Origin of the sequence: Halohasta litchfieldiae (assembly GCF_002788215.1) — an archaeon.
GTDB lineage: Archaea > Halobacteriota > Halobacteria > Halobacteriales > Haloferacaceae > Halohasta > Halohasta litchfieldiae.
The window spans coordinates 2,859,526-2,885,953 of sequence record NZ_CP024845.1 but is presented as its reverse complement, the minus strand read 5'-3'; the positions used below and the strand labels follow the sequence as shown (position 1 = coordinate 2,885,953).

Below are 26,428 nucleotides of genomic sequence, written 5' to 3'. Positions count from 1 at the left end.
TTTAGACCAAACCGTGACTGGTCGACTACTCAGTAGCCCCGAGAGATGAGGTAGTCGGCGAGATCAGCAAGCAGGTCACTGGCCTCGTTGTCGGGGAGCGCGTTGAGCCGTTCTTTGCTCTGTGCAGTGAGGTCTTCGGCCATCTCGCGGGCGTACTCGATGCTGCCAGCGTCTTCTAACTTCTCGACGGCTGCGTCGATCTCGTCTTCGGTGACCGACTCGATGGTCGACTGGCTGAGCAGGCCATCGACGTCGACGCCCTGTTGGCGGGCGTGAAGCGTAATCAGCGTCTCCTTGTTCTCGATGAGATCCGAGCCGCGCTGTTTACCGAGTTCCTCGCTCGGCACCGTCAGATCGAGGACATCGTCCTGAATCTGGAACGCCTTGCCCGACTCGATGCCGTACTGATACATCGCGTCGACGATTTCTTGATCGGCATCCAACAGCACTGCCGGGATCGCCACGGCCGCCCCGTAGAGCACTGCCGTCTTGCGTTCGACCATCTCCAGATACTCCTCTGGGGTTAGATCGTCGCGGGATTCGAAGGCGACATCCAGCGACTGGCCCTCGCAGATCTTGGTACAGGTCGACGACAGCAGGCGCATCGCTTCGAGCGTGTTTTCGGGTTTGCCGCCGACATCCGCCATGATTTCGAAGGCCTTGGAGTACAGCGTGTCGCCCGCCAAGATTGCAGTTGAGGTGTCGTACTGGTTGTGGACCGACTTGACACCCCGCCGGAGGTCGTCGTCGTCCATGATGTCGTCGTGGATTAGCGTGAACGACTGGATGACTTCGATGGAGACCGCTGCGGCCATCAGGTCGACCTCGCCACCAGTCACTGTGGGGAACGCTCGGTAGTCGAGCTCGCTGGGGTCGGTGTCGGCAAGCGCCTCACCCACCAGCAGCGTCGCAGTCGGTCGGAGCCGTTTGCCGCCAGCCTCTAGGATGTATCGGGTGGCCTCGTACAGTCGTTCGGGGTCGGCCAGTGGCAGGTCGACGTCTATCCCGTCGTTGATGAGTTCGCGGCGCTGGCCGATTGCCGCGAGGACTCGCTTTTCGGTGGCGTTTTGCGTCATTACTCCACCAGTTGAATGAGATTGCCGTTGCGCGTGACGTGCAGATCACGGCCCAGCTCGTACCCCTGACTCTCACAGAGATCAACGTAGGGCGCAAACCCTTTCAGATCCTGGTGAGCCGGAATGATGTTCTGTGGCTGGAGGGCCTCCAGCATCTCGAAATGACCCTCCTCGCGGAGGTGCCCTGAGACGTGGATGTCGTCGTAGATGCGTGCGCCCTGCATCTTCAGGAGTCGCTCGGACTGGTAGCGCTGGCCCTCGTTTGTCGGCTCTGGAATCACCCGTGCCGAGAAGATCACCTTGTCGCCCTCGTCGAGTTCGTAGGGGGTCTCGCCGCGGCCCATCCGGGTGAGCATCGCCCGTGGCTCGCCCTGGTGGCCGGTGACGATTGGGAGGTAGTTCTCCTTGCCCTCCTTCATGATCCGCTTGAACGTGCGGTCGACTGATTTCCGGTGGCCGTACATGCCGAGATCCTCGGGGAAATCCACGAATTCGAGGCGTTCGGCAGTACCGGAATATTTCTCCATCGAGCGGCCGAGCAGAACGGGCTGTCGACCCATGTCCTCGGCAAATTCGACGAGTGACTTCACGCGGGCGATGTGGCTTGAGAACGTGGTCGCCACGATCCCACCATCGTAATCCTCGATGGACTGCATGACATCCCGGAGATGCTCTTTGGCGACCGACTCGGAGGGCGTGCGGCCCTTCTTGCCAGCGTTGGTGCAGTCCTCAATATACGCGAGGACGCCGTTGTCCGAGCGACCGATCTCACGGAACCGATCCATGTCGATGGGGTCGCCGATGACCGGCGTGTGGTCCATCCGTTTGTCGAGGCCGTAGACAATGGCCCCTTCTGGGGTGTGGAGGACCGGATTGATCGCGTCAATGATCGAGTGGGTGACGTTGACGAATTCGAGGTCGACCTGGCCGCTGGTGCCGATAGACATCGTTTCGCCGGCCTCCATCTTGACGAAGTCGTTGTCGACCGAGAACTTCGATTCGCTTTCGATTCCCTGTTTGACCAGTTCGATGGTAAAGGGCGTGGCGACGATGGGTGCGTTGTATCGGTGGGCGAGTTTCGAGATCGCCCCGATGTGGTCGAGGTGACCGTGGGTTGGGACGATGGCTTTCACGTCGCCTTCGAGCTCGCTCATCACGCGGTCGTCGGGGATCGCACCCATGTCGATCAGGTCGAGACTGTGCATCTGTTCGGTCCGGATGTCATCGTGGATCAACACCTGCGAGAGGTTGAGACCCATATCGAAAATAACGACATCCTCGCCCGCACGGACGGCCGTCATCTGGCGACCGACCTCCTCATAACCGCCGACTGTTGCGATTTCGATTTCCATAATTTCAAATCCTGAGCAGATCGCTCACAGCGTACTGCTCTCTTCACCGCGTGTAGGGGCCACCTGCCCCGGCGTGCTGCGCGTCGGTATGGCCCCGCTGTGTCGTGACCGACTGGAGACACCAGTCGACCCGACAGTTACCCGCGGGTTCGTTGGTAGGTGAGCGTTGAACGTGTGGTGTTAAAAACTACGTGGGTTCTCACGGTTCAGTGCCCGCTTTCGGGGCTATAGATCCGTCATACGCTGTGGGTGAACCATACTGTTCCGGTACGTTTATTACCGAAACAGGAGCCTGTGACGGTATGAGTGGACGACCCCTCGATGTTCTTGAGGCGTCTCTGAACGAGACGGTTACTGTCGCACTAAAGGACGGAACGGCCTATGTTGGGACGCTGTCGGGCTACGACCAGCATATGAACGTTGTCTTGGAGGCTCCGGGCGAGGATACGGATGCCGACGGCCTCGGCGAGTTGACCGTCGACTCGGTCGAAGACACAACCATTATACGCGGCGATAACGTCGTTTCGATAACTGTATGACCGGATCAGGAACTCCCTCTCAGGGCAAGAAGAACAAAACGACACACGTCAAATGTCGACGCTGTGGCGAGAAATCCTACCACTCCCGCAAAAAAGTCTGCTCGTCGTGCGGCTTCGGTAAGTCGGCGAAACGACGCGACTACGAGTGGCAGTCGAAAGCTGGCGAGTAGGCCGTTTTCTTCTCGCAGTCTCGGTTTTCGCGGTCGGTTCCTTCTTTCGTTGAGTCGTAACGCCGTCTGTCATATCTTGACTCCGACACCCGATTCACAGACAGCGCTGTCGCATCTCGAATACCGTTTCGTTGTCGACTAAGTATGCATGATTGTGTGTATTCTGGACAGTGAAGACCAATGGGACAGCACAAACACGGGGTTTTTAGCTATCGACTCTCCTACGGATGGGTATGGAACACGGCCGGGATTCGCGCCGCCAGTCCGTCGACGGGCCAACCGAAAAATGCGGTGTTGTCGGGATCGCGCTGGCGGATCGCCCTGTCGCACGACCCTTGTACTACTCGCTGTATGCGCTCCAGCATCGGGGCCAGGAATCCGCCGGGATCGTCACCCACGACGGCTTCCAACAGCACAGCCACGTCGACATGGGACTTGTCGGCGACGTATTCGACGAAAGTGACCTCAACACACTGAACGGGACCAACGGAATCGGGCACGTTCGCTACCCCACTGAAGGAAGTATCAACTCCTGTTGTGCCCAACCCTTCTCAGTGTCGTTCAAGTCGGGGTCGCTTGGCCTCTCACACAACGGGAATCTCGTCAACGCCGACGAGCTCCGCGACGAGCTGGCCGGGTTGGGACATGCCTTTACCTCCGACGGTGACACCGAGGTAATCGCCCACGACATCGCTCGCAACCTGCTCGAAGACGACCTGACCGATGCGGTCAAACGAACCATGGAGCGGATTCACGGCTCCTATTCGCTGACGATCATGCACGACGATGCGGTCATCGGCGTCCGAGATCCGGAGGGCAATCGGCCCCTCTGTATCGGAGAAGTCGAGGATGGCTACGTGTTGGCCTCCGAGTCGGCTGCCATCGATACGCTCGACGGTGAACTCGTCCGGGATGTCCGGCCGGGCGAACTCGTCGTCCTCAACAAGGATGGCTCGGGCTATGAGTCCCACCAACTCGTCGAGAAAGAAAACACGGCACACTGCTTTTTCGAACACGTCTACTTCGCGCGGCCCGACTCGGTTATCGACGAGAGCCTCGTCTACGATGTTCGGCGCAAACTTGGCGAGAAGCTCTGGGAGGAAAGCGGGATCGAGACCGATGTCGTCCTCCCCGTCCCCGACTCGGGGCGAGCGTTTGCCTCCGGCTACGCCGATGCCGCAGGCGACACCACCGCAGACGGCGAGCCACGACCCGAGGACGACGACGGTGTCGAGTTCGCCGAGGGACTGATGAAAAACCGGTACGTTGGCCGGACGTTCATCATGCCGACGCAGGACGAACGCGAACGCGCGGTTCGGCTCAAACTCAATCCGATTAAAAGTACCATCGAGGGCAAAACCGTCACCATCATCGACGACTCGATTGTTCGGGGGACGACCTCGAACCAGTTGGTCGAGCTGCTGAAAGACGCCGGCGCCGAGGAGGTTCACATGCGCGTCGGCTCGCCACAGATCCTCGCCCCGTGTTATATGGGGATTAACATGGCAACCCGCGAAGAACTCATTGCTTCTGATAAATCGGTCGACGAGATTCGCCAGGAGATCGGTGCCGACAGTCTTTCGTACCTCTCTATCGACGCCATCGCCCAGAGCCTCGACAGCGAGAAGATCGACCTCTGTTTGGGCTGTGTGACCGGCGAGTACCCCTATGATATCGACGGGGAGACGACCGACCGCGAGGTGAGTCGACCGGTAGTTAGCGAGCCCGGACCGTTTGCGGCCGACGACTGAATTTGCGGCCTGTTTCAGTGGCACTTATTTTCCGTGACTCATAGCATTGGGTATGAGTAATTCATCACGGTCGCTGGGTCGACGGGAACTACTTCGCGCGAGCGTCGGCACCGCCGCGGCCGCCGCCGCTGTTGCACAGCCAGCCTACGCCCAGGAAAACACCTCCGAGAACGAGACAGACGGGAATGCAACCGACGAAAACGCAACCGCTGACGATGCTGAGTCGGAGTCCGCGCCCGCTGAGAACGCTACTGCCCAAGACGGTGGCTCCGCGGAGGGTGACGGCTCCGGAGAAGGAGGCTCGGAATCGGCTGGTGCTGGCACTGCCAGCGGAGTCGGTACCGAGAGCGTTCTAGCGACGTTCGCCGGTGTCCTCGCGCTTGGCCTCATCTCGCCGCTGATCTTCGCTCTCGTGATGAGGTTCGTCTACACGGACGACAATCCTGCAACACAGACCGAACAACACCGGCCCTAACCGCTCGCTGCTGTCTTTTTGATTAGTAGACAACGTACAGCATCGCATACACCGCGATGCCGAGGCTAAACGAGATCAGCCACAACACGGCCGCGATCTGGCCGACGCTTCGGTGTCGACTCCGGTAGATCTCCTCGACCGGCCGGCTCACTGCCAACAAAAGCACGTACAACAGCAGTGGCACACAGATGATGGCCAGCAGAATGTGGATCGCCAACATCGGGAGATAGAGGAACTGATAGACAGTGTCGGGACCACCGAAATCGGTCGGTCCTTCGAGTGTCACGCGGTAGAGATAGAAGGCAAGAAACGCCCCGAAGAGGACGAACGCAGCGAGCATTCGTCGACGATGGGACTCAACCTCGCCCCGGCGGATTGCTCGCCAGCCGCCGATGATCGTGCCGATAGCGATGACACTAATGACCACGTTGAGATGTGGAATGAGTCCGATGAACCACTCGCTTCGTGGCAGGAGTCGGGTCGGGATGACACCGAGGACTGCACTAAAGATGAGGCCGAGGGCGGCAATGCTGAGCATCGCTGTGAGCAGTGGGACATGGTCCCGCGTCTCCAGTTGCATACATTACCGTTGGCACCCACTGGACAAAATCGTTCGTTTGTCCGACGGGTCGACGGTGTCGAGGAGGCAGTCGAGGGTTGTCAGTGGCGGCCGCAAAAATCGACAGGCGGCAGCGCGTCGACCGTGAGAGTACCAGCCACAGGAGCCGCAAAAAGAAGGGCTTTTAACTTACCCCAGTAAATGAAGAGATACGCGAAAGCGTACAAACCACACAACGAGCGTGGGTAGCCAAGCCAGGCCAACGGCGCAGCGTTGAGGGCGCTGTCCTGTAGAGGTCCGCCGGTTCAAATCCGGTCCCACGCATCGTACGGGTGGATTCAACCACCAAAGCGATGCTCGGTGTTGTCTCTACGACAGCACCCACGCACAATTCTACCGAAGCTACACCAAACAGCAACCGCGCTGGCTGCCGATTAGGCACCGACTGGATAGTGTCGACGACGGGTGACAGAGAAACGTCTCAGAATGTAGTATCGTGAAGCGCGGGCGTGCCGGTATCCTACGTCGACTCGCCGTTGCTTCACTCGGACCGAGGGGATCAGTAATAAAAGGGTTGTTGGTCGGCTCCTCACGAATCTGTGACTATGTGCCCTCCCTGACCTCGTGGATCTCGTCGGCAGTGAGTCCGTGTGACTCCTCGTGGACTCGTTCGCCTGCTTCCTTGTTCGGCCCCTCGAAGAGACAAAACACCGTTCCCTCGTCTTCGTCGACCCAGTATCGCTTGTAGTCGACCCCATGTTCTTGTTGGACGGCAACGTCCGCCTCGTGGGCCTCGACGACCTCTTCGACACTCGCGTCGACGTTTCTGTGGATGTCCATATATAAGGGCATACTAACTAGTAGCACACTCAGCAGGCCGATAAGCGTTGTTTTGCCATGCTGCCGTGGTACCGGTTCATATGTGCTATCAGCCAAGCGGTAGGCTTTTAGGGTGTCCTAAACAACTGAACAGGCAACGAATGGTCGGAGACAGTCGGCGTTTACCGGACGATTCTGTCACGACCGACGGCACAGACGGTTCTGAGGCGATCCATGTCGAACACTAACACACTCATCGACGCGACCGAACAGCAGTCGACACCAACACCAGAACGGCCAGTCGACACCGACGAGACCGTCGACGATCCCATTTTGAAGCTCGACGGCGTCACCAAGGCTTTCGGTAGTGAAACCGCCGTCCAAGAGATCTCGCTGTCGGTCGAACGCGGCGAACTGCTGACGCTGCTCGGGCCATCGGGCTGTGGGAAGACGACGACGCTCCGCATGATCGCCGGGCTCGAAACCCCCACCGATGGAAGCATCGAACTCGACGAGGAGATGGTAGCGACCGTCGACAGCGTCACCGCGCCCGAAGCCCGCGATGTCGGCATCGTGTTTCAGGACTTCGCGCTGTTCCCGCATCTCTCGGTTAGAGAAAACATCGCCTTCGGGCTCACCGAGATGGACGACGCCGAGACCGAGGCTCGCGTCGACGAACTACTTGATCTCGTGGATATGCCCAGCCATGACGAGAAATCGCCCGGCCAACTGTCGGGTGGACAAAAACAGCGCGTTGCCCTCGCACGCTCGTTGGCCCCCGAACCCGACGTTCTCTTGTTGGACGAACCGTTTTCGAATCTGGATGTCCGACTCCGCGTCGAGATGCGCGAGGAAGTGCGGTCGATCCTCAAAGAGGCGGGCGTCACCGCCATTTCTGTCACTCACGATCAAGAGGAAGCACTCTCGATTTCGGACCGCGTTGCGGTGATGAACGACGGCCAGATCGAACAGCTCGATAGACCAGAGCGTATCTTCGAACAGCCGAAATCCCGCTTTGTCGCCTCCTTCCTTGGCCGGGCGAGCTTCCTGACCTCCTACGTCCACGACGGCACGTTGAAAACCGGCCTTGGATCGTTCGATGCTGCGACGCTCGATGGCTACACCGAGGAGTACGAGGGAATCGCCGTCGACGTCCTCGTTCGGCCCGACGACCTCCGGGCTGCCCGCGCCCATCCCGACCAGACCGACGGTGAAGTGACCTCACGGCAGTACGTCGGTCCCTCGTTTATTTATCGCGTCGACCTCGATAGCGGCGATACAGTCCACTGCCAACACAACCACGTCGAGGACTTCGAACTCGGCGAGCGCGTGACGGTCGACCTCGTTGCGGATCACCCGCTGGCGTGGTATCCGCGTGAAGATAACGGAACGGTCTGTTCGGTCGGCGGTGACGGTGATTTCTGCTCGTTCACCGACTCGTTATAAAACCAGTTTAGAGCAAGAGTAGTGGCAGCCCGAATGCAATTAGGAGACCGACCAGCAGCACCGCACCGCCGGTCATCGCCTGTTCGGTCGTGAACTCCTGCATCGGTGAGGTGATCCGTGCGTCAGGGTCTGCCTCGTGTGCGTGATCGTCCATAAATGAAGGATTAGGCGTCGACTACTAAATCCATAAATGAAGGATTAGGCGTCGACTACTAAAAGGCACCTATCGAGTCCAGTACTGTCTTCAGGACCAAGTCAGACATATTAAGCCACTCCCCAAAACAGGAGATAGTATGACAGACACGCCGCGTGACGAGTTCATCCAACGGGAGTGGTGGAAGGAATCAGTTATCTACCAGATCTACCCCCGTAGTTTCAACGACACCAACGGCGACGGTGTCGGTGACATCCCCGGAATCATCGAGAAGTTGGATTATCTCGACGATCTGGGCGTCGACATCATCTGGCTCAACCCAGTGTACGAATCGCCCAACGCGGACAACGGCTACGACATCGCCGACTACCAGTCGATCATGGACGAGTTCGGGACGATGGAAGACTGGGAGAATCTCCTTGAGGGCTTGCATGACCGCGACATCAAACTCATCATGGATCTCGTGGTCAACCACACCTCCGACGAACACGAGTGGTTCGTCAACTCTCGGGACACCGAAAGCGAGTACCACGACTACTACATCTGGAAACACGGCCGCACCGACATCGAGGGCTTTACTGGCCACGCCGGGCCGCCTGACGAAGCCCCACCGAACGAGTGGGAATCGTTTTTCGGCGGGCCTGCGTGGGCCTACGACGACGAAGTAGGCAAATGGTATCTCCACCTCTTCGATGAGAAACAGCCGGATCTGAACTGGGAGAATCCGGATGTTCGGGACGAGATCTTCGAGATGATGGAGTGGTGGCTCGACAAAGGAATCGATGGCTTCCGGATGGACGTTATCAACCTCCTGTCAAAACCCGATTCGGTCACCCAACACGACCCGCCGCTGAATACGACCAACATGTGGGAAACGTTCGACGGCCCTCGAATGCAGGAGTTCCTCGATGAGATGTACGACCGCGTGCTCAAAGGCCGCGATGTGTTCGCCCTCGGCGAGATGATGGGGCGGATGGATATGGAGATCGCCAAAGACTACGTCGAGGCCGAGGGGCCACTGTCGACGCTGTTCCACTTCGATCACGTTCTCTTGGATCATGGCGGGGCAATCTGGGAGCGAAACGACTGGGATCTCAATGATCTCCGGGACGTACTCAACCGCTGGCAGTACGGCCTCGACCAGCAGGGGTGGAACAGCATCTATCTCAGCAACCACGACCAGCCGCGACTCGTTTCGCGGTTCGGCAACGACGGCGAGTACCGAAAGGAGTCGGCCAAACTGCTGGCGACGCTCATCTTCACGCTCCGCGGAACGCCCTACATCTTCCAAGGTGCCGAAATCGGGATGACGAACTACCCCTTCGACTCGCTCGATGAGTTCCGAGATGTCGAGACGATCAACCCCGTTCGGAACGCCCTCGACAGCGGCGAGATCGAGAACTTCGACGATGTCAAACACGCCCTCCGGCAGAACAGCCGGGACAACGCCCGAACCCCGATGCAGTGGTCGACCGAGGACAACGCCGGCTTCACTGACGGCGAGCCATGGATCGGTGTCAACCCCAACTATACCGAGATCAACGTCGCCGAGGCCCGCGACGACCCCGACTCGATCTGGAACTACTACCGAGAGTTGATCGAACTCCGCAAAGAACACGACGTACTGGTGTATGGCCATTACGACGTGCTGATCAACGACCACGAGGAGATCTGGTCCTACATCCGAACGCTGGGCGACGAGCGACTGCTTGTCACGCTCAACTTTGCCGAGTGGGAGGGCCACACCTGGATTCCCGAGGAGCAAGTCGACTTCGATCCCCACGAGATGGAGGCCGAACTCCTGCTCTGTAACTATGGAGCCGACGAGCGGGCGACCGATGTCGACGCGTGGGCGTTCGATCTGCGACCGTGGGAAGCCCGTATCTACCGACTCACAGAGAGCGACTAACTATAGTCGTCGATCGGCTGTTCATTTTGTTCCCGTCCGCGACCCGTTTCTGGATCGAGTCGACCTCAGGGCGAGTCATCCGACGAACGAGCGTCGACAGCCGCTAGCAGGAGCCCGGCAAACAGACAGAGAAACCCAATAGCCGTCGTCGCTGGCTCGGGGAAAAAGATGAGAACAGTCCCGACGAGCATGAGCGGCGCATATGAAAGCGGGTCGACGAGCGACGGCCCCTCATCATTCGATTCGACCTCCGAGAGCCACTGAATCTCGTCTCGGACGGTCTCAGTTTCGGAGTCTCGCTTGGTCCCAGGGGCGGTGTCCGACCGGTGGCTGTGATCTTGACTCATGGGCAAACCGACTGGGTCGACATCCCTTACCGTTGTGGCCGCCCGCCGCGGACCGTCGGCCTTTTGCTCACCCGACGACAAAGGCCGGTAGCTGAATGGCCACGTATCATATCGAGACCTACGGCTGTACGTCGAATCAGGGTGAGAGCCGCCAGATCGAGCAGGCGCTCCGCGAGGGCGGTCACTACCCCGTCGACAGTCTCGACGACGCCGACGTCGCCATTCTCAACAGCTGTACGGTAGTCGAAAAAACCGAGCGCAACATGGTACGGCGAGCCCAAGAGCTCCAAGAGGAAACGGCCGATCTCATTGTCACCGGCTGTATGGCTCTCGCTCAGGGCGAGGAGTTCGCCGAGGCCGGAATCGACGCCCAAATCCTGCACTGGGACGAGGTCCCCGACGCCGTACTCAACGGCGAGTGTCCGACCGTCACACCCGACACCGAGCCGGTCCTTGACGACAAAATCGGCATTTTGCCCATCGCTCGTGGCTGTATGAGCAACTGCTCGTACTGTATCACCAAGTTCGCTACCGGCCGGGTCGACTCGCCCCCAGTTGAGGAGAACGTCGAAAAAGCTCGCGCACTGGTTCACGCCGGAGCCAAAGAGATCCGCATCACTGGCCAAGACACCGGTGTTTACGGCTGGGACAACGGCGACCGCAAACTGCCCGAACTGCTGGACCGGATCTGCACCGAGATCGACGGCGAGTTCAGAGTCCGAGTGGGGATGGCCAACCCCGGCGGCATCCACGGCATTCACGACGAACTCGCCGACGTGTTCGCCCGCCACGACAAACTGTACAACTTCATTCATGCCCCTGTCCAATCGGGCAGCGACGAAGTGCTTGAATCGATGCGCCGCCAGCACAGAGTCGACAAGTTCCGCGAGGTCGTCGCGGCCTTCGACGACACACTCGACTACTGGACGCTGTCGACTGATTTCATCGTCGGCTACCCGACCGAGACTGACGCCGACCATCAGCAGTCGATGGAACTCCTCCGAGAGGTCCGCCCAGAGAAGATCAACGTCACCCGGTTCTCGAAGCGACCGGGGACCGATGCGGCCGAAATGAAGGGCCTCGGCGGGACGCTCAAAAAGGAACGTTCGAAGGAGATGTCATCCGCGAAAATGGAGATCGTCGCCGAGGCCTACGAGGAAATGATCGGTACCACCCAAGAGGTGCTCGTCGTTCAGGAAGGGACTGGCGACTCGGTCAAATGTCGGGACGGTGCCTATCGTCAGATCATCGTCCAGAACGCCAGTGATCACGGTCTTGAACCGGGTCAGTTTGCGACCGTTGAGGTCACGAGCCACCAGACGGTGTACGCCTTCGGCATACCTGTCTAACATACCATTCGAACCTTCACCGACTAAAATCGGCCACATTTGACCTCCTCTGTCAAACTCTGCACCTCGATCTCACCACTGTTTTTTAACTCCAGTATATGATGAGAACTGTTACAGTCGATGAACCCTTTTGTAATCTCAACTGTCTCGGAGTGTCTCTCCGAGGAAATAGTCAGTTCGTAATCGCTTGGCTGCATGAATCTGAACGCAGCGTACTCTGTGGATGAGAGGGCGATTGTCTCTTCGTAGAATCGAGTTTCGGTATTTCGTTGAACAGTTACTGTCGTTTCAACCGTCGTGTCAGATTCCGATATGACAACTACCCAGTGAGAATCTGAGGATCCCCCAAACTGAACGAGCGTTGTCGCTGTAGCGTCTTCTGGAAGCTCGCTCGAATACAGCCAATCGTCAAACTGAGTAACAGTGGTTTCATCTCGATATGTGATCGAGGGATCGCTTTCGAGTACAGATTGAACTGGTCCGATACATCCGGAAACGGATGCACAGAGCCCAGACCCCATCGTCACCAGAACTCCTCTGCGCTCCATATCAAATTGTTATGTACCGCTATTGAATAATCTGTCTCCAACGAATTTCTGTGTCGACCCCTCTCTCCAAGCAGTCGTTACCACGGCGCACTACTGTTTCATCACGACACAGTTACAGTTGCTACTCTTCATCTTCCAGCGTTATACTCTCAGTAGCGGCGTTGCGGAGCGCGTCGGATCGGCCGTGTTTGCCGGGGGCAATCGCCAGCGTCCGGAGCCCACTGTTGTTTGCGACTTCGAGGACGGGTTTGAAATCGGTGTCTCGAGAGGCGATAGCGAGCGTATCGCCGCGGTGTTCGACCGCGAAGCGAGCGGCGTCGACCGCGAGCTTGACGTCGACATCGCCGCTGGTGACGATAACCTCAAACCCGCGGGCTTCGGCGGCCTGAATCAGTCCGGGGGTGGCGTGTTCGTCGACATAGAGCCGAGTAGTCGCGAGCCGCCCCGTCTCGGCGGCGGCCTCCCGGATATCATCGAGGTCGACGTCGAACTCGTCTCGAAGCATGTTCGGCCCGTCGACGAACAGCCCAACTCCATCGAAACTCTCCTCACGTGCAGACGACATTATCGTGCAGTCGACCCGCAGCCGGTATAGACGTGCCGTTTGCTCATGCTATCGTCCACGTGGCGACGGAGTCGACAGCTTATAGGCGGTTGGTGTCACCGACTGTCTTCTCACCGAACCCACTCATGACTTCCATCCACTGTGATGATCTGGTGTACGAGATAATCTGAAATAAAATACATAATGATTGTGTATGTAAGATGGCCACACGTTTATCACTCAGCATTAATTATTATCAAATATGGTCCCGACTACTGCCCCTCACACACCGTGTGCCATCGACCGGCCGATGAACGACCACGGCGCGCTCACGCTCTCGGAGGTGACCGGCAGTCGGACATATCAGGTCCTCGAATACGCCACAACGGAGGTCCACGAGACATTGGCGATGGCAGCTAACGGCTCGACCGTACGGGTCTGGCTTGAACCGCTCAGTTCGCGGGGTGATGCGTGGCGGGCAGTTGCCGTTGAGGGAGGTGTTGACACGAAACAACAGATTTCTGGACTACTAAAACAATCAGCCAAACTTTGAGATATATATCACGGAAAATAATACATACGTAGAACATCAGGAGTTTTATTTGGGTATTGAGCGGTATACAACGCATGGAGCAAACCCCTCCAGAGGATGGCGGTCATTCGTATACGGTTGTCTCTGATATGAACGAACACGGTGGGATGACAGTTGTCGACGCAACGAACAGTACCTATCAGGTCGTCGAGTACGACAACAGCAGTCTACGGCGTGAACTCGCCTCGCGGGATGTCGGCGATTCGGTAACGCTCGATCTCGCTCGCGCGGGCGTCCGAGCAAACGTCTGGCGAGCAAGCCGCGCCGAGCCCACGATCCTCGCGGCCTGAGGTCTGTCGACGGCGTTGTTCTCCCACACGGCTGGTCCCCGTGCTTCTCCCTTTGTGGTTGTTGATCTCATTGCTCAGTAGTCGCTTTCGATCAGCATCTCATGTCTGTAGCGACTGCGTAGCCAGTGTTTCGGGTGCCGATGGCAACACCTTACTTTCGCCGGGTGGAGGTAACTGTATGGCCCGACGACACCCGCCGCTCGCGGAGCGACATACGGCCCACGGCGCGTCGGTCACCGAGTTCGGTGGCTGGGAGATGCCCGTCGAGTTCGACTCGATCAAAACCGAACATGCGGCCGTCCGCGACCATGTCGGTATTTTCGATGTCTCACACATGAGTGAGATCGAAGTCACCGGTCGGGATGCAACCCAACTGATGGACCGACTGACGACCAACGACGTGGCGTCGCTCTCGCCGGGGAGGGCCCAGTACGCCTGTATCACCCGCGAAGACGGCGTCATCCTCGACGATACTGTGGTCTACCGACTCCCCGACCGCGAGGGCGAGGCGGCCTACCTGTTCATCCCGAACGCGGGCCACGACAGCCAGTTCACAGAGTGGTGGATCGACCACCGCGACGAGTGGGGGCTTACAGCCAGCGTCGACAATGTCACCGAGCAGTGGGCGATGTTCGCTGTTCAGGGGCCCGAGGCTCCCGCCCACGTCGCGGCGGCCGCAGACGACTCGATTCTCGACCTCTCGCGGTTCGAACACACCAGAGGCGAGATTGCCGGCGTCGACTGCCGGATCGCCCGAACCGGCTACACCGGCGAGGACGGGTTTGAAATCCTCTGTCCGACCGCCGACGCCGAGGCCGTCTGGACCGCCTTCGACTGCCAGCCTTGTGGACTGGGTGCCCGCGACACCCTCCGCATCGAGATGGGTTTTCTCCTCTCAGGGCAGGATTTCGATCCCACCGAGGAGCCACGGACCCCCTACGAGGCCGATATTGCCTTTACGGTCGACCTCGATACCGACTTTGTCGGCCGCGATGCGCTCGCGGACCTGCAAGAACAGGGCGTCGACCAGACGTTCGTCGGCGTCACCATGCTTGAACGGGGCGTTCCCCGAAACGGTTACCAACTGGTCGACGAGGCAGGCGAAGAGATCGGCACGCTGACCTCCGGCACGATGAGTCCGACACTCTCCGAGGGGATCGGCCTCGGCTATGTCGACATCGAACACGCCACGCCCGACGAGTCAGTCAGTATCGTCGTCCGCGGCACCGAAAAACGGGCCGAACTCACCGCCCTGCCGTTCGTTTCGAAGTAGTCATACCCGCCACCGACCAACACACACCAACCCACCACAGATGAGTTTTGATGTACCCGACGACCTGAGCTATCTCGAATCGCACGAGTGGACGACAACGGATGACGAGACGGTCCGGATCGGGGTTTCCGATTTCGCCCAAGACGAACTGGGCGATGTCGTCTTCGTCGAACTGCCCGCCGTCGGCGACGAGATCGACGCCGGGTCGGCCTTCGGTGTCGTCGAATCCATTAAAGCCGTTTCGGACCTCTATGCCCCGATTTCGGGCGCAGTGACCGCGGTCAACGAAGATCTCTTCGACCAACCCGAACTCGTCAACGACGACCCGTTCGGCGATGGCTGGATGCTTGAAGTCGACCCCAGCGACGACAGCGAGTTCGACGACCTGCTTTCGGCCGACGAGTATCGTGACCAGATTGCATAACCACGAACTGAGCTTTTATAAATGACAGATACAGACGGCAGCCCGTTTGCACCGCACACGGCCGAGGAAACCGCCGCCATGCTCGATTCGGTCGGCGTCGACACCGAAGCCGACCTCTTCGATATTCCCGACGAGGTGGCCTTCGACGGCAACTTCGGTATCGAACCCCGGAGCGAGCAGGCGATTCGCGGTGAGATGCAGCGACTGTTCGCCCGCAACGACGACCTCACCGAGTTCATGGGACGGGGCCACTACAGCCACTACGTCCCCTCGCTTGTCGACCACCTCTCGGATCGCGCGGAGTTCCTCACCAGCTACACCCAGTACCAACCCGAGATCACACAGGGCTTCCTCCAAGCCCTCTTCGAGTACCAATCAATGCTGGTCGAACTCACTGGCCTGCCGGTTGCCAACTGTTCGATGTACGACGGCGCAACTGCACTCGCGGAGGCCGCCCTGCTGGCCGACCGTGTTCGAGAGACCAGCGGCCAAACGATTCTCGTACCTGAACTGCTCCGCGAGGGCAAGCGGTCGGTGCTCGAAAACTACGTCGACGGTGCGGGACTCAGTGTCGAATCCTATCCGATGGATGATGGCAACGTCGACCGCGAAGCCCTCGTCGACCTCGCTGGCGAGGAGACGGTCATGATCTACGCCGAGAACCCGACCGTTCGCGGCACCATCGAGGAAGGGCTCAGCGAGATCGGCGAGCTCGCCACCGACACTGAGGCGGTGTTCTGTCTCGGCTCGGATCTCGTTGCGCTCTCGTTGCTTGAAGAGCCTGCCAGCGTCGGTGCTGACGTGGTCGTTGGCGAGGCCGATGTGCTCGGTCTCCCGACCAGCTACGGAATGGGGCTCGGAATCTTTGCGACCAGTGATCGGTTCCTCCGGCAGGTTCCGGGTCGACTCGTCGGTGTCGGCAGTGATGTCGACAAGCGCCGAGCCTACACGCTCACGCTCCAGACCCGCGAACAGCACATCCGCAAGGAGCGGGCGACCTCCAACATCTGTACGAATCAGGCGTGGGTCGCGCTCCGTGCGGCGATACATATCGCCTCGCTCGGTCCCGATGGACTGGTCGACCTCGCCGAGGACTGCGTTCGAGATGCCGCGGCGCTGGCAGAGCGCGTCGACGACATAGAGGGGTATCAAGCCCCAATCCACGACCGACACCACTTCCGTGAGTTCGTGGTACACACCGATCAGCCAGCAGCGGCGATCACTGCAGACGTCGAGGCCGAAGGGTACGCGATCCACGCTATCGAGGACCACCTGCTCCAGATCTGTCTCACCGAGACCACTTCCCACGCGACCGATGGGTTAGTCGACGCCTTACAGGAGGCCGCCTGATGATCTACGACCAAGCCCAATACACCGAAGACGACGCAAAACACGAACCACTGTTGTCGGAAAAGGACACGTCGACTGTCGAGATCAGCGGCAAAGACGAGTCGCCGCTTCCGGACGACCTCACTCGTGACTATCTCACCCTGCCATCGCTCTCGGAGCCGGAGTTAGCCCGTCACTACACCCGCCTTTCCCAGATGAACTGGAGCATCGACAGCGGCCCCTATCCGCTCGGCTCCTGTACGATGAAATATAACCCCAAGTTCACCGAGGACGTCGCCGCCGACCCGAACGCGGCGATCCACCCCGACCGTTCGGCGCGGAGCGCACAGGGGAACCTCGGCCTGCTTCACGGTCTGCAGGAGTACCTCGCAACCATCGGTGGGATGGACGCAGTCACGCTCCAGCCACCCGCCGGAGCCGCAGGCGAGTTCACGGGAATCCTCATCGCGAAAGCCTACCACGAACACCACGGCAACGACCGCAGCGAGGTCATCATCCCGGCGTCGGCCCACGGTACTAACTTCGCCACCGCGGCGATGGCGGGCTACGACGTGGTTGAACTCCCCTCCGACGAGGGCGGGCGTGTCGACCTCGAAGCGCTGAAAGCTGCCGTCTCCGATGAGACTGCCGCGCTGATGTTGACCAATCCCAACACGGTCGGCCTCTTCGAGCGCGATATCGTCGAAATCGCCGAGACGGTTCACGACGTGGGTGGCCTACTCTACTACGACGGTGCGAACCTCAACGCCCTCCTCGGCAGGGGACGCCCCGGCGATATGGGGTTCGATATTATGCACTACAACGTCCACAAGACGTTTGCAACGCCCCACGGCGGCGGCGGGCCGGGAGCCGGACCAGTGGGCGTGGTCGACGATCTCGCCGCGTTCCTCCCGACGCCCCGCGTTCGAGAAACCGATGACGGCGACTACGAGCGCTTCGAGCCGGCCCAATCAATCGGCAAGGTCCACGGTTTCGCGGGCAACTGGCTCGTGGTAGTCAAAGCCTACGCCTACATCGCCCGGCTGGGCGACGCGGGACTGTCAGACGCGAGCGCCAAGGCCGTGTTAAATGCCAACTACCTCGCCGAGCAGTTGGAGATGGACGTGCCATACGGTCCGTTCCACCACGAGTTCGCCGCAACCGCGGGCGACCGTGATGCCGCCGATATCGCCAAGCGAATGTTGGACTTTGGTGTCCATCCGCCGACGACCAAATGGCCCGAGATGGTTCCGGAGGCAATGTTGACCGAGCCGACCGAGATCGAGAGTCGACGGACTCTCGACACGCTCGCCGAGGCGTTCAACAACGCCTACAGTGACACTGACGAGGCAATCGAAACCGCACCGTCACGGACCACTGCGGGTCGGATCGATCAGGTCGACGCCGCCCGAAACCCGCGGCTCTCCTGGCAGGCACTCGACGAGTAATCTTCACCACCTCGACGACTAACGCTTCTTCGGATTCTTCGCAACTGCTCCGGCATAGATCTCGAACTCTCCGGCAACGTTGCGCTCGTAACTGCCTCAAGCCATGGGCTCGGCAAGGCCGCCGCAACTGCGCCCGTCGGTGAGGGCGTCGACGTTGCGATCAACGGCTGCGACGAGTCTCTTGTCGCGCGAACCATCGCTTGCAAAACGGTAGGGACCGCCTACGCCAGCCATTCGTCGGGCTTGGTGTCGTAGTCGACCTCGCTGGCCTCGATTGCATCCGCGAGTTCCGGCTCTAGGTTGTGTTCCTCAAACCCGGTTCCGTCGAACCGGATTCGGATTCCGACCTCGGTGCCTTCGGGTTCCCGGCCCCGCCTGCGAGCGACCTCCAGTTCGTGGTCGTCGTACTCGGTACGGATGGTCATCAGGTTCACCGGTCGACCCCAAAGATCGAACACGCGTTCGAGCACGTCTTTGGCCTCGCCGATGTCGAGGGCGACCCCGTTGTACCGGTGGCCAAGGAGGAGTTCGCCCTTGTTGTCGAAGTTGCCGTCGTACACCGCAATCGAGGGTTTACCGAAGTTGGTGAACTGCAACAGGAGCTTTGTTTTGACGTCCTCGGCGGCCGTACTTGCCACGCGATACTCGCCGCCGGCGTGGGAGTACTCGTAGGTGAAGTAGTTGTTGTGGAGGACGAACTCGCCGGTGAGGAACTCGTCGATGAACGTCACGTCGTTGTGACTTTCGCGAACTTCGCGCATCCGGTCCCAGCCAGCGCTGTAGTCGACGTCCGCAATCGCTTCTTCGACAGTCACGTACTTCTCGTCGTCGAACATATAGCGTGCTAGCTGTTCGAGTTCCGAGCGGTCGACCCGCTTGATGAACCCCCGGTTCTGCCGTTTGGCCAGCGAGAAGTGGCGTTCGGCCAACCCCTCGTAGGTGAGGACTTTCCACGGATAGCGGTCGACGTCGATGGCCTCGGGATCGTCGCTGTCGAGTTCACCATCTCGGGTTGCAATCGCACGGTCGACTGCCTCAGCGTCGATTCGCGGGTCGCCTTCGTCGGCCATCTCGGCCAGTTCGTCGAGTCGCTCGGTGTCGACGCCAGCGATCACTGGATCGGGAGCCAGCAGTGCAGCGATCTCATCGAAGTCGACTGTCTCTTTGAAGTTGCGCCACGTGATCCCTTCGACGCGGAGCAGTTTGTCGGCAACCTCTTGCCGGTTGGTCGTGTTTTCGAGATGATCCCACAGCTCCTTGCCCAGTTTGTAGGGGTTGAGCCCTGGCGACCCAAGGACGCGGGCCTGGTGGTCGGCGTAGGTGATGAACTCATCAGTGCCAGCGAACCGTTCGTCGCCCATCATCAGCGACTCCCAGTAGGCGGCCCACCCCTCGTTCATCACCTTGGTCATTTTTTGGGCCGCGAAGTAGTACGACTCCTCGCGCAGCCGTTCGATGACGTCGGTCTCCCATTCCTCGCGGTCGACGGCCTTCCCGGCCTCCGCATCGAAGCGCTTGCCGTGGTCTCTGAGGAACGCGATTACGTCGAGCCGTGGGTCGTCGATCCCGGCGGCCTCGTCGGCTGCGGCTCGCGCTTCGAGCCACTCCTCGTCGAAGACCTGCTGGCGGACGTCCTCCGACAGGCCGAGCTGATCGAGCCTATCGTGGATGTCTTCGAGATCGTGATCGGCGTCGTCGCTGTCTGCGGCCGCAAGTGTCCGATGTTGATCGATGGTGTCCTCGATACAGAGTACCGCATCGATCAACCGCTCGACCTCCGTGCGCTCGATATCGGGATCGTCCATATACTGGGCGATGGCCTCACCGTGGCGTTCGAGCATGGCCGCGGCGTCCGGATCGCTGCCGTCGACCCCGCGGTCGCTGTAGAGGCCGAACCAACTGTTGTTGGCGAAGAAGTCGGCGTGGGCTTCAACGTGGGTGATGACCGCCTTCTGGTCGGCCATCGTGTTGGACTCCTGCAGGAAGGCATGCGAGGGATTGTCGTTGTTGACAATCTCGAAGGCCTTGCCCATCCCGAACTGGTCTTTCTTCTGTTGGCGGTCGTAGGCCATTCCCCATCGCCAGTGTGGGTAGCGATCTTGGAACCCGCTGTAGGCGATGAGTTCGTTCATTTCGTCGTGGTCGACGATCCAGTAGTTCACCGGGTAGGGATCGAGTCCAAGTTTGCGTGCCAGATTGGCTGCTTCGGACACCGACTCGTCGAGCCCGGCGGCGATCCGCCTGGCGTCTAATCGTTCGTCTTTCATTGTGAATCACTCTCCGCACCGTCTTCGGTGCTGAGGATCTCGTAGATCGCGTCGACCACGTCGTCGGGCTGGGTCACTCGTGTCACGGCGACGTTGCCAGTCGTCCCGAGGGCGCGTTCGACCTCTTCGGCGTGGGTTGCATTAATCGCGGTCCCACCGGGCTGGGTCTCCACGTAGGCGTGGAGGTTCGCCGGAATTTCCTGCATGAGTGGGATGACGCGATCTTTCGTGTCGTTCGAGGAGTTTTCGGAGTCCCCGGCGGCGAACACGTATCGGTTCCACTCGCTGAAGGGGTATTCCTCCAAGATTTCGGCGGCCAGTTCGTAGGCCGATGAAATACGGGTCCCGCCGCCCGAGCGGATGCCGAAGAACTTCTCGCGTTCGACTTCCCAGGCGTCGGCGTCGTGGGCGATGTAGTGGAACTCGGCGTTGTCGTACTTGCCAGTGAGATACCAATCGAGTGGGGTCAACGTCCGCTCGACGAGTTCTCGCTTCTGTTCCCGCATCGAGCCGGAGACGTCCCGTATATTGATTACGACGACGTTCCGTTCCTTCTTTTCGATGATCTCTGGGTGGCGGTAGCGCTCGTCCTCCCGGCGGAACGGGATTTCCTTTATGCCATCTCGCCGGATTCGCTGGCCGACAGTGGTCTGGTCGACGTTTGCTTCGAACTCCTCGAAGCTCGACCACTTGGTGCGCTCGTCGGCCGGGATCTCGTTGTAGGCCTCTTCGATCCAGGCAAACGAGACGGGAATTCGCTCCTCGCTGCGAGCCCACTCGAAGATCGATTCGGGGCCTTTCCCTTCGATTTTCAGTGCCTCGCGGATGTACTCGTCGTCGAAATCCATCGCGAGCTTTCGTTTTAGCCCTCTTTTAAACAGCTCCTCGAAGTCGAGGGTCCCTTTGGGTCCGACCTTCGTCACATCAGTAAAGTCGCCCTCGATTTCTTCGACGACGCGCTTTCCTTTCGGTTCGAGATCGAGCCCCAGCTCCTCATCAAGCTCTTGGGCGAACTCCTCGGGGTCCATCTCGTAGTACTCGTGTTCGCCACCTTCTTCGCCGGGTTCGCCCTCCTCGTCGCCGTCGCCGGGCTCGGGTGGGCCGACTGGCTGTCCCGGTTGGGGTGTGCCACCCTGACCTTGGCCGACGCCACCCATCGAGCGTTTATCGTAGCTAAACTCCGGGAGGTCGACGATCTTGACCGGGATCTTTACTTGATCAGGCCGCGACCCACCGAGATCACCGTAGCTAATGAACTCTTCGAGATCCTGTCTCCGCTGGTCACCGACCTCACGAAACCGATCTAAGTCATCTCTCAGTCCCATTTGTGTCTCACCTCAGCCATTACCGCACGGGTTGTCAGTTCGGCCGACGCCGGGGAGTACTGGCCCTCACACAGCGTGTCGACTGTTTCGTCTTTCAGTCGTTCGGTCACGGTCCCTGCCGGTGGATCCTCCCACTGTCTGGGGTCGAACTCCGGATAGATCCGCTTGACATCGCCCCAGTCGTAGGTCTCGAGGACGGCTCGAATCACCGGAATCGAGGTCAAGTCGACGTTGTCAATCGAAAACCCCTCGTCGCGGTGTTCCCACGCGTACCGATTCAGCGCGGTGATGACCTTCTCACGGCGGAACGCGGTGACCGCCTCGGAGGGCGTGTTGCCGGTGTAATCGCTGTCATCGAACCGCCCGAGATGTTCGGTCTCGAAGACCTTCATCAAAAGCGGATCGGGGTCGACGCGGCCGCGTTCGGTGTCGATCTGGTTGTCGGCCTCCCACGCGTAGACGTGTTCGACGTACTCGGCGACCGTCTCCTTCGAGACGCTTTTGCCCGACAACAGTGCCTTCAACACCGTGTCTTCCTGCCGTTCGAGAATGAAGTCTTTCACCATTGGGAGTCTGTTTTCGTACTCCGCGGCCTCGGCCCGCGAGAACACCGGAGCCGACGAGAGATCCTCGGCCATCGCGTTCAGCACGTCTTCGGGCATCACCACGTCCTCGACGGGATGGTCGGGATGACCGCGACCGGTTTCTTCGTGGAGCAGATCCGCGATGATATCCCGCGTATAGGTGACTGGAATGCCGTGAATGCCGTCGGAGTCGACCGTGATATCGAACTCGTCGATATCCCGTCGGTCGTCGCCATCCTGCAGATATCCCTGCTCGAACAGTCGGGCCTTCTCGATAAGCGAGAGGTCGGCCGGAAGCTCCTCGCCATCGAGTCGACTGATGACGCTGTACATCGCCGCCGCCCCGACTGCAAACGGTGCCAGTTCGCGGTCGCGTGTCTCGCCGCGACCGTCACGGATCGCCACCGATAGCGGTGCCTGAACCCGACTTTCGATCTCCTCGTCGTCGAGATCCGCCCACACGCTCTTTTCGGCCGTTAGTTCCCGCCTAATGAGTTCAGCCTCCAGTCGGCGGTTGGTCAGATATCGGAACTCGTGGCGGTCGAGTCGACGTTTGAGCGCCTTCAGTGGGTCCCGCCCATTCCGGTCTGCGTACTGGTCGAGTTCGGCATCGAGGTCCGGATTCGAGATCATAATCAGTTGGGTATCAATATCCATCCCGATCCCCTTGTCCAGTTTCACGCGTCCCTCATCGGGGACGTTCAGCAGTTTTCGCAGCAGATCGGCGTGCTGGCTGGCGTCCTCGACTATAGTTAGGAGGCCGTTACCCTGCGAGAGCACGCCGTCGTAGCTGAACGCTTGGGGGTTTTTTCGGCCACGGGAATCGAGTTCTCGCAACATCCCCGGCATCCACGAGCCGACGAGCCGTTCTTTCGGCGTGCCGTCGTCCTCGGAGTGGAGAATACCGATCCCCCGCCCCACGTCGACGACGTAGTTTTTTACCCGAAGATGAGCCTTGTCGGTGATCGAGGAAAACAGCTTCCGGTTGCCTGCCTGCCGGTACTGGGATTCGAGGTAGTCGTAGGCTTCCCGGCTGAAGGGGTCCATTTCGCCCTCGATGATGATGGGCGGGCCGTCGACATCGAGTTCGTTGAGCTGTTCGAGCAGGTCTTCGCGGACACTCTTTGGGAAGATCGTCAACGGATGGACCTGCACCGGGCTCTCGTACCACTGGTCGTCGTCGGAGACGTTCTCGCCGTAGCTCAACCCAGTACCGCTGTTGTCAGCGCCCGTGATATTCCATTCGAGGGTATAGCGTCGACCCTCCGGGGTTTTCGAATACTCCCGGAGCCCGTTGACGAGACACCGCTTGAGTTCGGATTTCCCGGTCGCAGTCGGTCCATCGAACCAGATGATCTTCTCGCCCTTGCCGCGGTTTGCCGCAATTGTTCGGAGATCGTCGACGAATGCGTTGAGAACCGCGGTGTTGCCGAGGACCGCGTGTTCCCCGTCGTTGTGCGGATCGTCGAAAAAGCGGTAGCGCTCGCGCTCTTCGCCCTCTTCGATCACCGTTCGGGTGTCCATCGATTCGATAGCCGCCAGCAGATATCGGCTCGCGTGGGCCGCGATTGAGGGCGACTCGAAGGCTGCGTCGACGTATTCGTTGAGGCTCATCGGTCCCTCGTAGGCCCGCTGAAGCTGGCGGTCTGCCTTGGTGATGTAGTCGTCAGACATCTTCTTCGAGCTCGCTTTTGGCGACTTCCGCCCCAGCGAACTCAAGGACCTCACGAGCGCCTTCCTCGGAGTATCCCTGCTCGCGGAGGGCGTCGACCCACGCGCTCCGCTCGTCGTCGTCGAGTTCGTTCGCCGAGACCAGCGCCGAGAAGTTGATGTTGTGTTTCTTGTCCTCCCAGAGCTTGCGTTCGAGGGCGCGGCGAAGCCGGTCGTTGTCCTGTGGGTTGAAGCTGATCCCCTCACGTGCGCGACGCGAAACCCAGTTCGACACTTCCTGACGGAAATCGTCCTTGCGGTCGGCCGGAATGTCGAGTTTCTCCTCGACCGACCGGAGGAACGTCTCGTCGGGCTCCTGTTCGCGGCCGGTCAGCTCGTCGGCGACGGTGGCGTCGTCGATGTAAGCCATCACGTGATCCATGTACTTCTCGCCCTGCCGCTGGATCTCATCGAGATCGTAGGCCAGAGCGTGCCGCACGTCCTCGATGGCCCGGTTTTTGTACTCTTCGCGGACCATCTCCAAGTAGCGCTGGTAGCGCTCGAAGTTCTCTTCCGGGATGGAGCCGTGGTTTTCGAGGTTCTCCTCGAAGTGGCGGAACGTCGTCAGCGGACTCAGGTAGTTCCGGTCGCGGTGGGTCGAATCCATGATCGCCTCGGCGATTTCGTCGCCGATGAACCGGGCCGAGACGCCGTCCATCCCCTCGGCGATATCGGCCTGTGCCTCGCCATCCTCACGGAGCTTTTTCACATCGGTATCGTCGTCGTTCAGCTCGCCGTTGTAGGCTTTGGCCTTCTGAACCAGCGACACCGATTCGTCGTTCGGCTCGACGATTCGTGTCAGGACGCCGAACAGACCCGCCATCTGGAGGGTGTGTGGCTCGATGTTCATGTTGGGCACGTCGGCGTTCCGGAGCATCTTCCCGTAGATTTCGGCTTCCTGCTCGTATTCGAGCACGTAGGGGTAGTCGATGCGTTTGGTCCGGTCGTTGAACGCCTCCATCTTCTCGTCGCCCTTCTTTTCGCGGTATTCGGGCATATTCGTCCGGCCGACGATCACCTGATCGATATCGATCCGAGGGTTGTTTTTGGGTTTGATCGTCTGCTCTTGGCTCGCGTGCAGGAAGTCATAGAGGAACTCTCGCTGAAGCTTCAGTAGCTCCTCGCCGGAGAAGATACCACGATTGGCGTTACAGAACGCCCCGGCGTAGTCGAACGCTCGTGGGTCCGATTCGCCGTAGATCGCGAGTTTGGAGTAGTTGACGTCGCCGGTGAGTTCGGTTTCATCCTGATTTTTCTTGTCTTTCGGCTCGAAGGTCTCGATAGACTGTCGCTTGTTCTCGCTGGCGACGAGTCGGATAACCTCGATGTGGTTGTTGAACACCGCCTCGAGGTCGTCGTCGTACTCAGCGAGCAGGGTATCCATGTAGAACTCGCTGGCGGGGTCGAGATGCTGTTCGTTTCGGATGGTATACGGAGCCTCAAGCCGTTCGTTGAGCCCCTCAATGATCATATCCCGCTGCTCCTGTGGCAGCAAGACGAGTGGGTCCTGATGCATTGGCGACTCGACGACATCGTCGGCGGGGTCCTGATCCCGGATGACGTCACAGAGGTTGACCCACCTGAAGGTGTACATTCGGCCCTCTTCTTGGAGAGTGTAGTTCTCGAAGTAGCGCCGGACGAGCCAGTCGAAATGCGATTTGCCCGAGCCCACAGGGCCCAACAGGAGTTTGATTCGTTTCTCGGGGCCGAGTCCCCGTGCGCCGGATTTGACCTTGTTGACGAACTCGTGAATCGACTCGTGGACCTCCCGCCCGTAGAACACGTTCTCACCGTCGTGTAACGGGTCTTCGGAAGCCATCGTGTACTCGACGACGCCGGCATCCTCGTCGTAGGTGGTGCCGTAGTGGTCGAACATATCGGCAACGCGCTGGTGGGCGTTGCGGGCGATCCGCGGATCGTCGGTCACCTCGTCGAGATACCAGTCGAAGGTTTTGGCTTCGCGCAGATCTTCTGGAACCGATGCTTGGTAGTGCTGACTGAGGCTTTCGAGGGTTTGTCTGTCGTTGCTCATTGTATCACTGGCCGCATGACCAACACGGGTGACCCGTGTCGACCGATTGTTGGCCGGACATGTCACGACATCGTGTGTGGCATGTGTATTCATACCACTCCACTGTACCGAACACC

General features: G+C 59.6%; 25 protein-coding genes and 1 tRNA gene. 14 read left to right on the top strand and 12 right to left on the bottom strand.

Annotation, left to right across the window (positions count from 1 at the left end; genetic code table 11):
* Positions 1-29 precede the first annotated feature (29 nt).
* Both HALTADL_RS14590 and HALTADL_RS14585 read right to left on the bottom strand, forming a co-directional pair.
* A complete protein-coding gene (locus HALTADL_RS14590; protein WP_089670909.1) occupies positions 30-1,076 on the bottom strand; it encodes a polyprenyl synthetase family protein in 1,047 nt (348 codons plus the stop codon).
* Positions 1,076-2,428: a ribonuclease J gene (locus HALTADL_RS14585; RefSeq protein WP_089670910.1), complete on the bottom strand. Its 1,353-nt coding sequence runs from the start codon at positions 2,426-2,428 to the stop codon at positions 1,076-1,078. Before HALTADL_RS14585 ends, HALTADL_RS14590 begins: the two co-directional genes overlap by 1 nt.
* A gap of 302 nt (positions 2,429-2,730) precedes the next feature.
* Between HALTADL_RS14585 and HALTADL_RS14580 the strand changes: the two genes are divergently transcribed.
* The 4 genes from HALTADL_RS14580 (at position 2,731) to HALTADL_RS14565 (ending at position 5,363) form a co-directional block, all read left to right on the top strand.
* The gene (locus tag HALTADL_RS14580) at positions 2,731-2,967 is read left to right on the top strand and encodes an LSM domain-containing protein (RefSeq protein WP_089670911.1); all 237 of its coding nucleotides are present in this window, start codon (positions 2,731-2,733) and stop codon (positions 2,965-2,967) included.
* On the top strand, positions 2,964-3,137 hold the full coding sequence (locus HALTADL_RS14575) for a 50S ribosomal protein L37e (RefSeq protein ID WP_089670912.1): 174 nt from the start codon (positions 2,964-2,966) through the stop codon (positions 3,135-3,137). Before HALTADL_RS14580 ends, HALTADL_RS14575 begins: the two co-directional genes overlap by 4 nt.
* 233 nt (positions 3,138-3,370) lie before the next feature.
* Complete coding sequence (gene purF, locus HALTADL_RS14570) at positions 3,371-4,888, top strand: amidophosphoribosyltransferase (protein WP_089670913.1); 1,518 nt, start codon at positions 3,371-3,373, stop codon at positions 4,886-4,888.
* 52 nt (positions 4,889-4,940) lie between these two features.
* Positions 4,941-5,363: a hypothetical protein gene (locus HALTADL_RS14565; protein WP_089670914.1), complete on the top strand. Its 423-nt coding sequence runs from the start codon at positions 4,941-4,943 to the stop codon at positions 5,361-5,363.
* Positions 5,364-5,385: 22 nt separating this feature from the next.
* Here HALTADL_RS14565 and HALTADL_RS14560 read toward each other — a convergent pair whose 3' ends face one another.
* Positions 5,386-5,943 carry a DUF420 domain-containing protein gene (locus HALTADL_RS14560; RefSeq protein WP_089670915.1) on the bottom strand — a complete coding sequence of 186 codons (558 nt, stop codon included), beginning with the start codon at positions 5,941-5,943 and terminating at the stop codon, positions 5,386-5,388.
* Between the two features lie 218 nt (positions 5,944-6,161).
* Between HALTADL_RS14560 and HALTADL_RS14555 the strand changes: the two genes are divergently transcribed.
* A tRNA-Leu gene (locus tag HALTADL_RS14555) sits at positions 6,162-6,246 on the top strand.
* A 279-nt stretch (positions 6,247-6,525) separates the two neighbouring features.
* On the opposite strand, the gene HALTADL_RS14550 is transcribed toward HALTADL_RS14555, so the two are convergent.
* Positions 6,526-6,774 (bottom strand): DUF4242 domain-containing protein, encoded by a 249-nt coding sequence (locus HALTADL_RS14550; RefSeq protein WP_143054107.1) that lies wholly within the window; start codon positions 6,772-6,774, stop codon positions 6,526-6,528.
* 201 nt (positions 6,775-6,975) lie between these two features.
* On the opposite strand from HALTADL_RS14550, the gene HALTADL_RS14545 reads away from it, so the two are divergent.
* A complete protein-coding gene (locus HALTADL_RS14545) occupies positions 6,976-8,187 on the top strand; it encodes an ABC transporter ATP-binding protein (RefSeq protein WP_089670917.1) in 1,212 nt (403 codons plus the stop codon).
* Positions 8,188-8,194: 7 nt separating this feature from the next.
* Here HALTADL_RS14545 and HALTADL_RS17880 read toward each other — a convergent pair whose 3' ends face one another.
* On the bottom strand, positions 8,195-8,341 hold the full coding sequence (locus tag HALTADL_RS17880) for a DUF7550 family protein (protein WP_177171891.1): 147 nt from the start codon (positions 8,339-8,341) through the stop codon (positions 8,195-8,197).
* A gap of 139 nt (positions 8,342-8,480) precedes the next feature.
* Between HALTADL_RS17880 and HALTADL_RS14540 the strand changes: the two genes are divergently transcribed.
* Entirely contained in the window at positions 8,481-10,250 is a 1,770-nt protein-coding gene (locus HALTADL_RS14540) for a glycoside hydrolase family 13 protein (RefSeq protein WP_089670918.1), read from the top strand.
* A 65-nt stretch (positions 10,251-10,315) separates the two neighbouring features.
* Here the strand turns inward: HALTADL_RS14540 and HALTADL_RS14535 are convergent, their stop codons facing one another.
* Complete coding sequence (locus HALTADL_RS14535) at positions 10,316-10,597, bottom strand: hypothetical protein (RefSeq protein ID WP_089670919.1); 282 nt, start codon at positions 10,595-10,597, stop codon at positions 10,316-10,318.
* A 95-nt stretch (positions 10,598-10,692) separates the two neighbouring features.
* Here HALTADL_RS14535 and HALTADL_RS14530 point away from each other — a divergent pair, with 95 nt between their 5' ends.
* The gene (locus tag HALTADL_RS14530) at positions 10,693-11,946 is read left to right on the top strand and encodes a tRNA (N(6)-L-threonylcarbamoyladenosine(37)-C(2))-methylthiotransferase (protein ID WP_089670920.1); all 1,254 of its coding nucleotides are present in this window, start codon (positions 10,693-10,695) and stop codon (positions 11,944-11,946) included.
* Between the two features lie 23 nt (positions 11,947-11,969).
* Here the strand turns inward: HALTADL_RS14530 and HALTADL_RS14525 are convergent, their stop codons facing one another.
* Positions 11,970-12,494 (bottom strand): hypothetical protein, encoded by a 525-nt coding sequence (locus tag HALTADL_RS14525; RefSeq protein ID WP_143054108.1) that lies wholly within the window; start codon positions 12,492-12,494, stop codon positions 11,970-11,972.
* A 121-nt stretch (positions 12,495-12,615) separates the two neighbouring features.
* The gene (locus HALTADL_RS14520) at positions 12,616-13,059 is read right to left on the bottom strand and encodes an NYN domain-containing protein (RefSeq protein WP_089670922.1); all 444 of its coding nucleotides are present in this window, start codon (positions 13,057-13,059) and stop codon (positions 12,616-12,618) included.
* A gap of 241 nt (positions 13,060-13,300) precedes the next feature.
* Here HALTADL_RS14520 and HALTADL_RS14515 point away from each other — a divergent pair, with 241 nt between their 5' ends.
* The 6 genes from HALTADL_RS14515 (at position 13,301) to gcvPB (ending at position 18,394) form a co-directional block, all read left to right on the top strand.
* Positions 13,301-13,591 carry a hypothetical protein gene (locus HALTADL_RS14515; RefSeq protein WP_177171892.1) on the top strand — a complete coding sequence of 97 codons (291 nt, stop codon included), beginning with the start codon at positions 13,301-13,303 and terminating at the stop codon, positions 13,589-13,591.
* Between the two features lie 74 nt (positions 13,592-13,665).
* The gene (locus HALTADL_RS14510; RefSeq protein WP_245708346.1) at positions 13,666-13,920 is read left to right on the top strand and encodes a hypothetical protein; all 255 of its coding nucleotides are present in this window, start codon (positions 13,666-13,668) and stop codon (positions 13,918-13,920) included.
* A 178-nt stretch (positions 13,921-14,098) separates the two neighbouring features.
* Positions 14,099-15,193: a glycine cleavage system aminomethyltransferase GcvT gene (gene gcvT / locus HALTADL_RS14505; protein ID WP_089670924.1), complete on the top strand. Its 1,095-nt coding sequence runs from the start codon at positions 14,099-14,101 to the stop codon at positions 15,191-15,193.
* 40 nt (positions 15,194-15,233) lie between these two features.
* Positions 15,234-15,617, top strand: a complete 384-nt coding sequence (gene gcvH, locus HALTADL_RS14500) for a glycine cleavage system protein GcvH (protein WP_089670925.1) — start codon at positions 15,234-15,236, stop codon at positions 15,615-15,617.
* Between the two features lie 21 nt (positions 15,618-15,638).
* A complete protein-coding gene (gcvPA, locus tag HALTADL_RS14495) occupies positions 15,639-16,967 on the top strand; it encodes an aminomethyl-transferring glycine dehydrogenase subunit GcvPA (RefSeq protein WP_089670926.1) in 1,329 nt (442 codons plus the stop codon).
* Complete coding sequence (gcvPB, locus tag HALTADL_RS14490) at positions 16,967-18,394, top strand: aminomethyl-transferring glycine dehydrogenase subunit GcvPB (protein ID WP_089670927.1); 1,428 nt, start codon at positions 16,967-16,969, stop codon at positions 18,392-18,394. The genes gcvPA and gcvPB overlap by 1 nt, the downstream gene beginning before the upstream one ends.
* A gap of 221 nt (positions 18,395-18,615) precedes the next feature.
* On the opposite strand, the gene HALTADL_RS14480 is transcribed toward gcvPB, so the two are convergent.
* Genes HALTADL_RS14480 through HALTADL_RS14465 form a run of 4 tightly spaced genes read right to left on the bottom strand, consistent with a single transcriptional unit; the run spans position 18,616 to position 26,312 of the window.
* The gene (locus tag HALTADL_RS14480) at positions 18,616-20,661 is read right to left on the bottom strand and encodes a SpoVR family protein (RefSeq protein ID WP_089670928.1); all 2,046 of its coding nucleotides are present in this window, start codon (positions 20,659-20,661) and stop codon (positions 18,616-18,618) included.
* A complete protein-coding gene (locus HALTADL_RS14475; RefSeq protein ID WP_089670929.1) occupies positions 20,658-21,986 on the bottom strand; it encodes a YeaH/YhbH family protein in 1,329 nt (442 codons plus the stop codon). Before HALTADL_RS14475 ends, HALTADL_RS14480 begins: the two co-directional genes overlap by 4 nt.
* Entirely contained in the window at positions 21,977-24,244 is a 2,268-nt protein-coding gene (locus HALTADL_RS14470; RefSeq protein ID WP_089670930.1) for a PrkA family serine protein kinase, read from the bottom strand. Before HALTADL_RS14470 ends, HALTADL_RS14475 begins: the two co-directional genes overlap by 10 nt.
* Positions 24,237-26,312, bottom strand: a complete 2,076-nt coding sequence (locus HALTADL_RS14465) for a PrkA family serine protein kinase (protein WP_089670999.1) — start codon at positions 26,310-26,312, stop codon at positions 24,237-24,239. Before HALTADL_RS14465 ends, HALTADL_RS14470 begins: the two co-directional genes overlap by 8 nt.
* Between the last annotated feature and the right edge of the window lie 116 nt (positions 26,313-26,428).

Excerpts from the sequence above, each read along its gene's own strand:
- HALTADL_RS14590 (WP_089670909.1), bottom strand. The coding sequence starts at position 1,076 with ATGACGCAAAACGCCACCGAAAAGCGAGTCCTCGCGGCAATCGGCCAG.
- HALTADL_RS14585 (WP_089670910.1), bottom strand. The coding sequence starts at position 2,428 with ATGGAAATCGAAATCGCAACAGTCGGCGGTTATGAGGAGGTCGGTCGC.
- HALTADL_RS14580 (WP_089670911.1), top strand. The coding sequence starts at position 2,731 with ATGAGTGGACGACCCCTCGATGTTCTTGAGGCGTCTCTGAACGAGACG.
- HALTADL_RS14575 (WP_089670912.1), top strand. The coding sequence starts at position 2,964 with ATGACCGGATCAGGAACTCCCTCTCAGGGCAAGAAGAACAAAACGACA.
- purF (WP_089670913.1), top strand. The coding sequence starts at position 3,371 with ATGGAACACGGCCGGGATTCGCGCCGCCAGTCCGTCGACGGGCCAACC.
- HALTADL_RS14565 (WP_089670914.1), top strand. The coding sequence starts at position 4,941 with ATGAGTAATTCATCACGGTCGCTGGGTCGACGGGAACTACTTCGCGCG.
- HALTADL_RS14560 (WP_089670915.1), bottom strand. The coding sequence starts at position 5,943 with ATGCAACTGGAGACGCGGGACCATGTCCCACTGCTCACAGCGATGCTC.
- HALTADL_RS14550 (WP_143054107.1), bottom strand. The coding sequence starts at position 6,774 with ATGCCCTTATATATGGACATCCACAGAAACGTCGACGCGAGTGTCGAA.
- HALTADL_RS14545 (WP_089670917.1), top strand. The coding sequence starts at position 6,976 with ATGTCGAACACTAACACACTCATCGACGCGACCGAACAGCAGTCGACA.
- HALTADL_RS17880 (WP_177171891.1), bottom strand. The coding sequence starts at position 8,341 with ATGGACGATCACGCACACGAGGCAGACCCTGACGCACGGATCACCTCA.
- HALTADL_RS14540 (WP_089670918.1), top strand. The coding sequence starts at position 8,481 with ATGACAGACACGCCGCGTGACGAGTTCATCCAACGGGAGTGGTGGAAG.
- HALTADL_RS14535 (WP_089670919.1), bottom strand. The coding sequence starts at position 10,597 with ATGAGTCAAGATCACAGCCACCGGTCGGACACCGCCCCTGGGACCAAG.
- HALTADL_RS14530 (WP_089670920.1), top strand. The coding sequence starts at position 10,693 with ATGGCCACGTATCATATCGAGACCTACGGCTGTACGTCGAATCAGGGT.
- HALTADL_RS14525 (WP_143054108.1), bottom strand. The coding sequence starts at position 12,494 with ATGGAGCGCAGAGGAGTTCTGGTGACGATGGGGTCTGGGCTCTGTGCA.
- HALTADL_RS14520 (WP_089670922.1), bottom strand. The coding sequence starts at position 13,059 with ATGTCGTCTGCACGTGAGGAGAGTTTCGATGGAGTTGGGCTGTTCGTC.
- HALTADL_RS14515 (WP_177171892.1), top strand. The coding sequence starts at position 13,301 with ATGGTCCCGACTACTGCCCCTCACACACCGTGTGCCATCGACCGGCCG.
- HALTADL_RS14510 (WP_245708346.1), top strand. The coding sequence starts at position 13,666 with ATGGAGCAAACCCCTCCAGAGGATGGCGGTCATTCGTATACGGTTGTC.
- gcvT (WP_089670924.1), top strand. The coding sequence starts at position 14,099 with ATGGCCCGACGACACCCGCCGCTCGCGGAGCGACATACGGCCCACGGC.
- gcvH (WP_089670925.1), top strand. The coding sequence starts at position 15,234 with ATGAGTTTTGATGTACCCGACGACCTGAGCTATCTCGAATCGCACGAG.
- gcvPA (WP_089670926.1), top strand. The coding sequence starts at position 15,639 with ATGACAGATACAGACGGCAGCCCGTTTGCACCGCACACGGCCGAGGAA.
- gcvPB (WP_089670927.1), top strand. The coding sequence starts at position 16,967 with ATGATCTACGACCAAGCCCAATACACCGAAGACGACGCAAAACACGAA.
- HALTADL_RS14480 (WP_089670928.1), bottom strand. The coding sequence starts at position 20,661 with ATGAAAGACGAACGATTAGACGCCAGGCGGATCGCCGCCGGGCTCGAC.
- HALTADL_RS14475 (WP_089670929.1), bottom strand. The coding sequence starts at position 21,986 with ATGGGACTGAGAGATGACTTAGATCGGTTTCGTGAGGTCGGTGACCAG.
- HALTADL_RS14470 (WP_089670930.1), bottom strand. The coding sequence starts at position 24,244 with ATGTCTGACGACTACATCACCAAGGCAGACCGCCAGCTTCAGCGGGCC.
- HALTADL_RS14465 (WP_089670999.1), bottom strand. The coding sequence starts at position 26,312 with ATGAGCAACGACAGACAAACCCTCGAAAGCCTCAGTCAGCACTACCAA.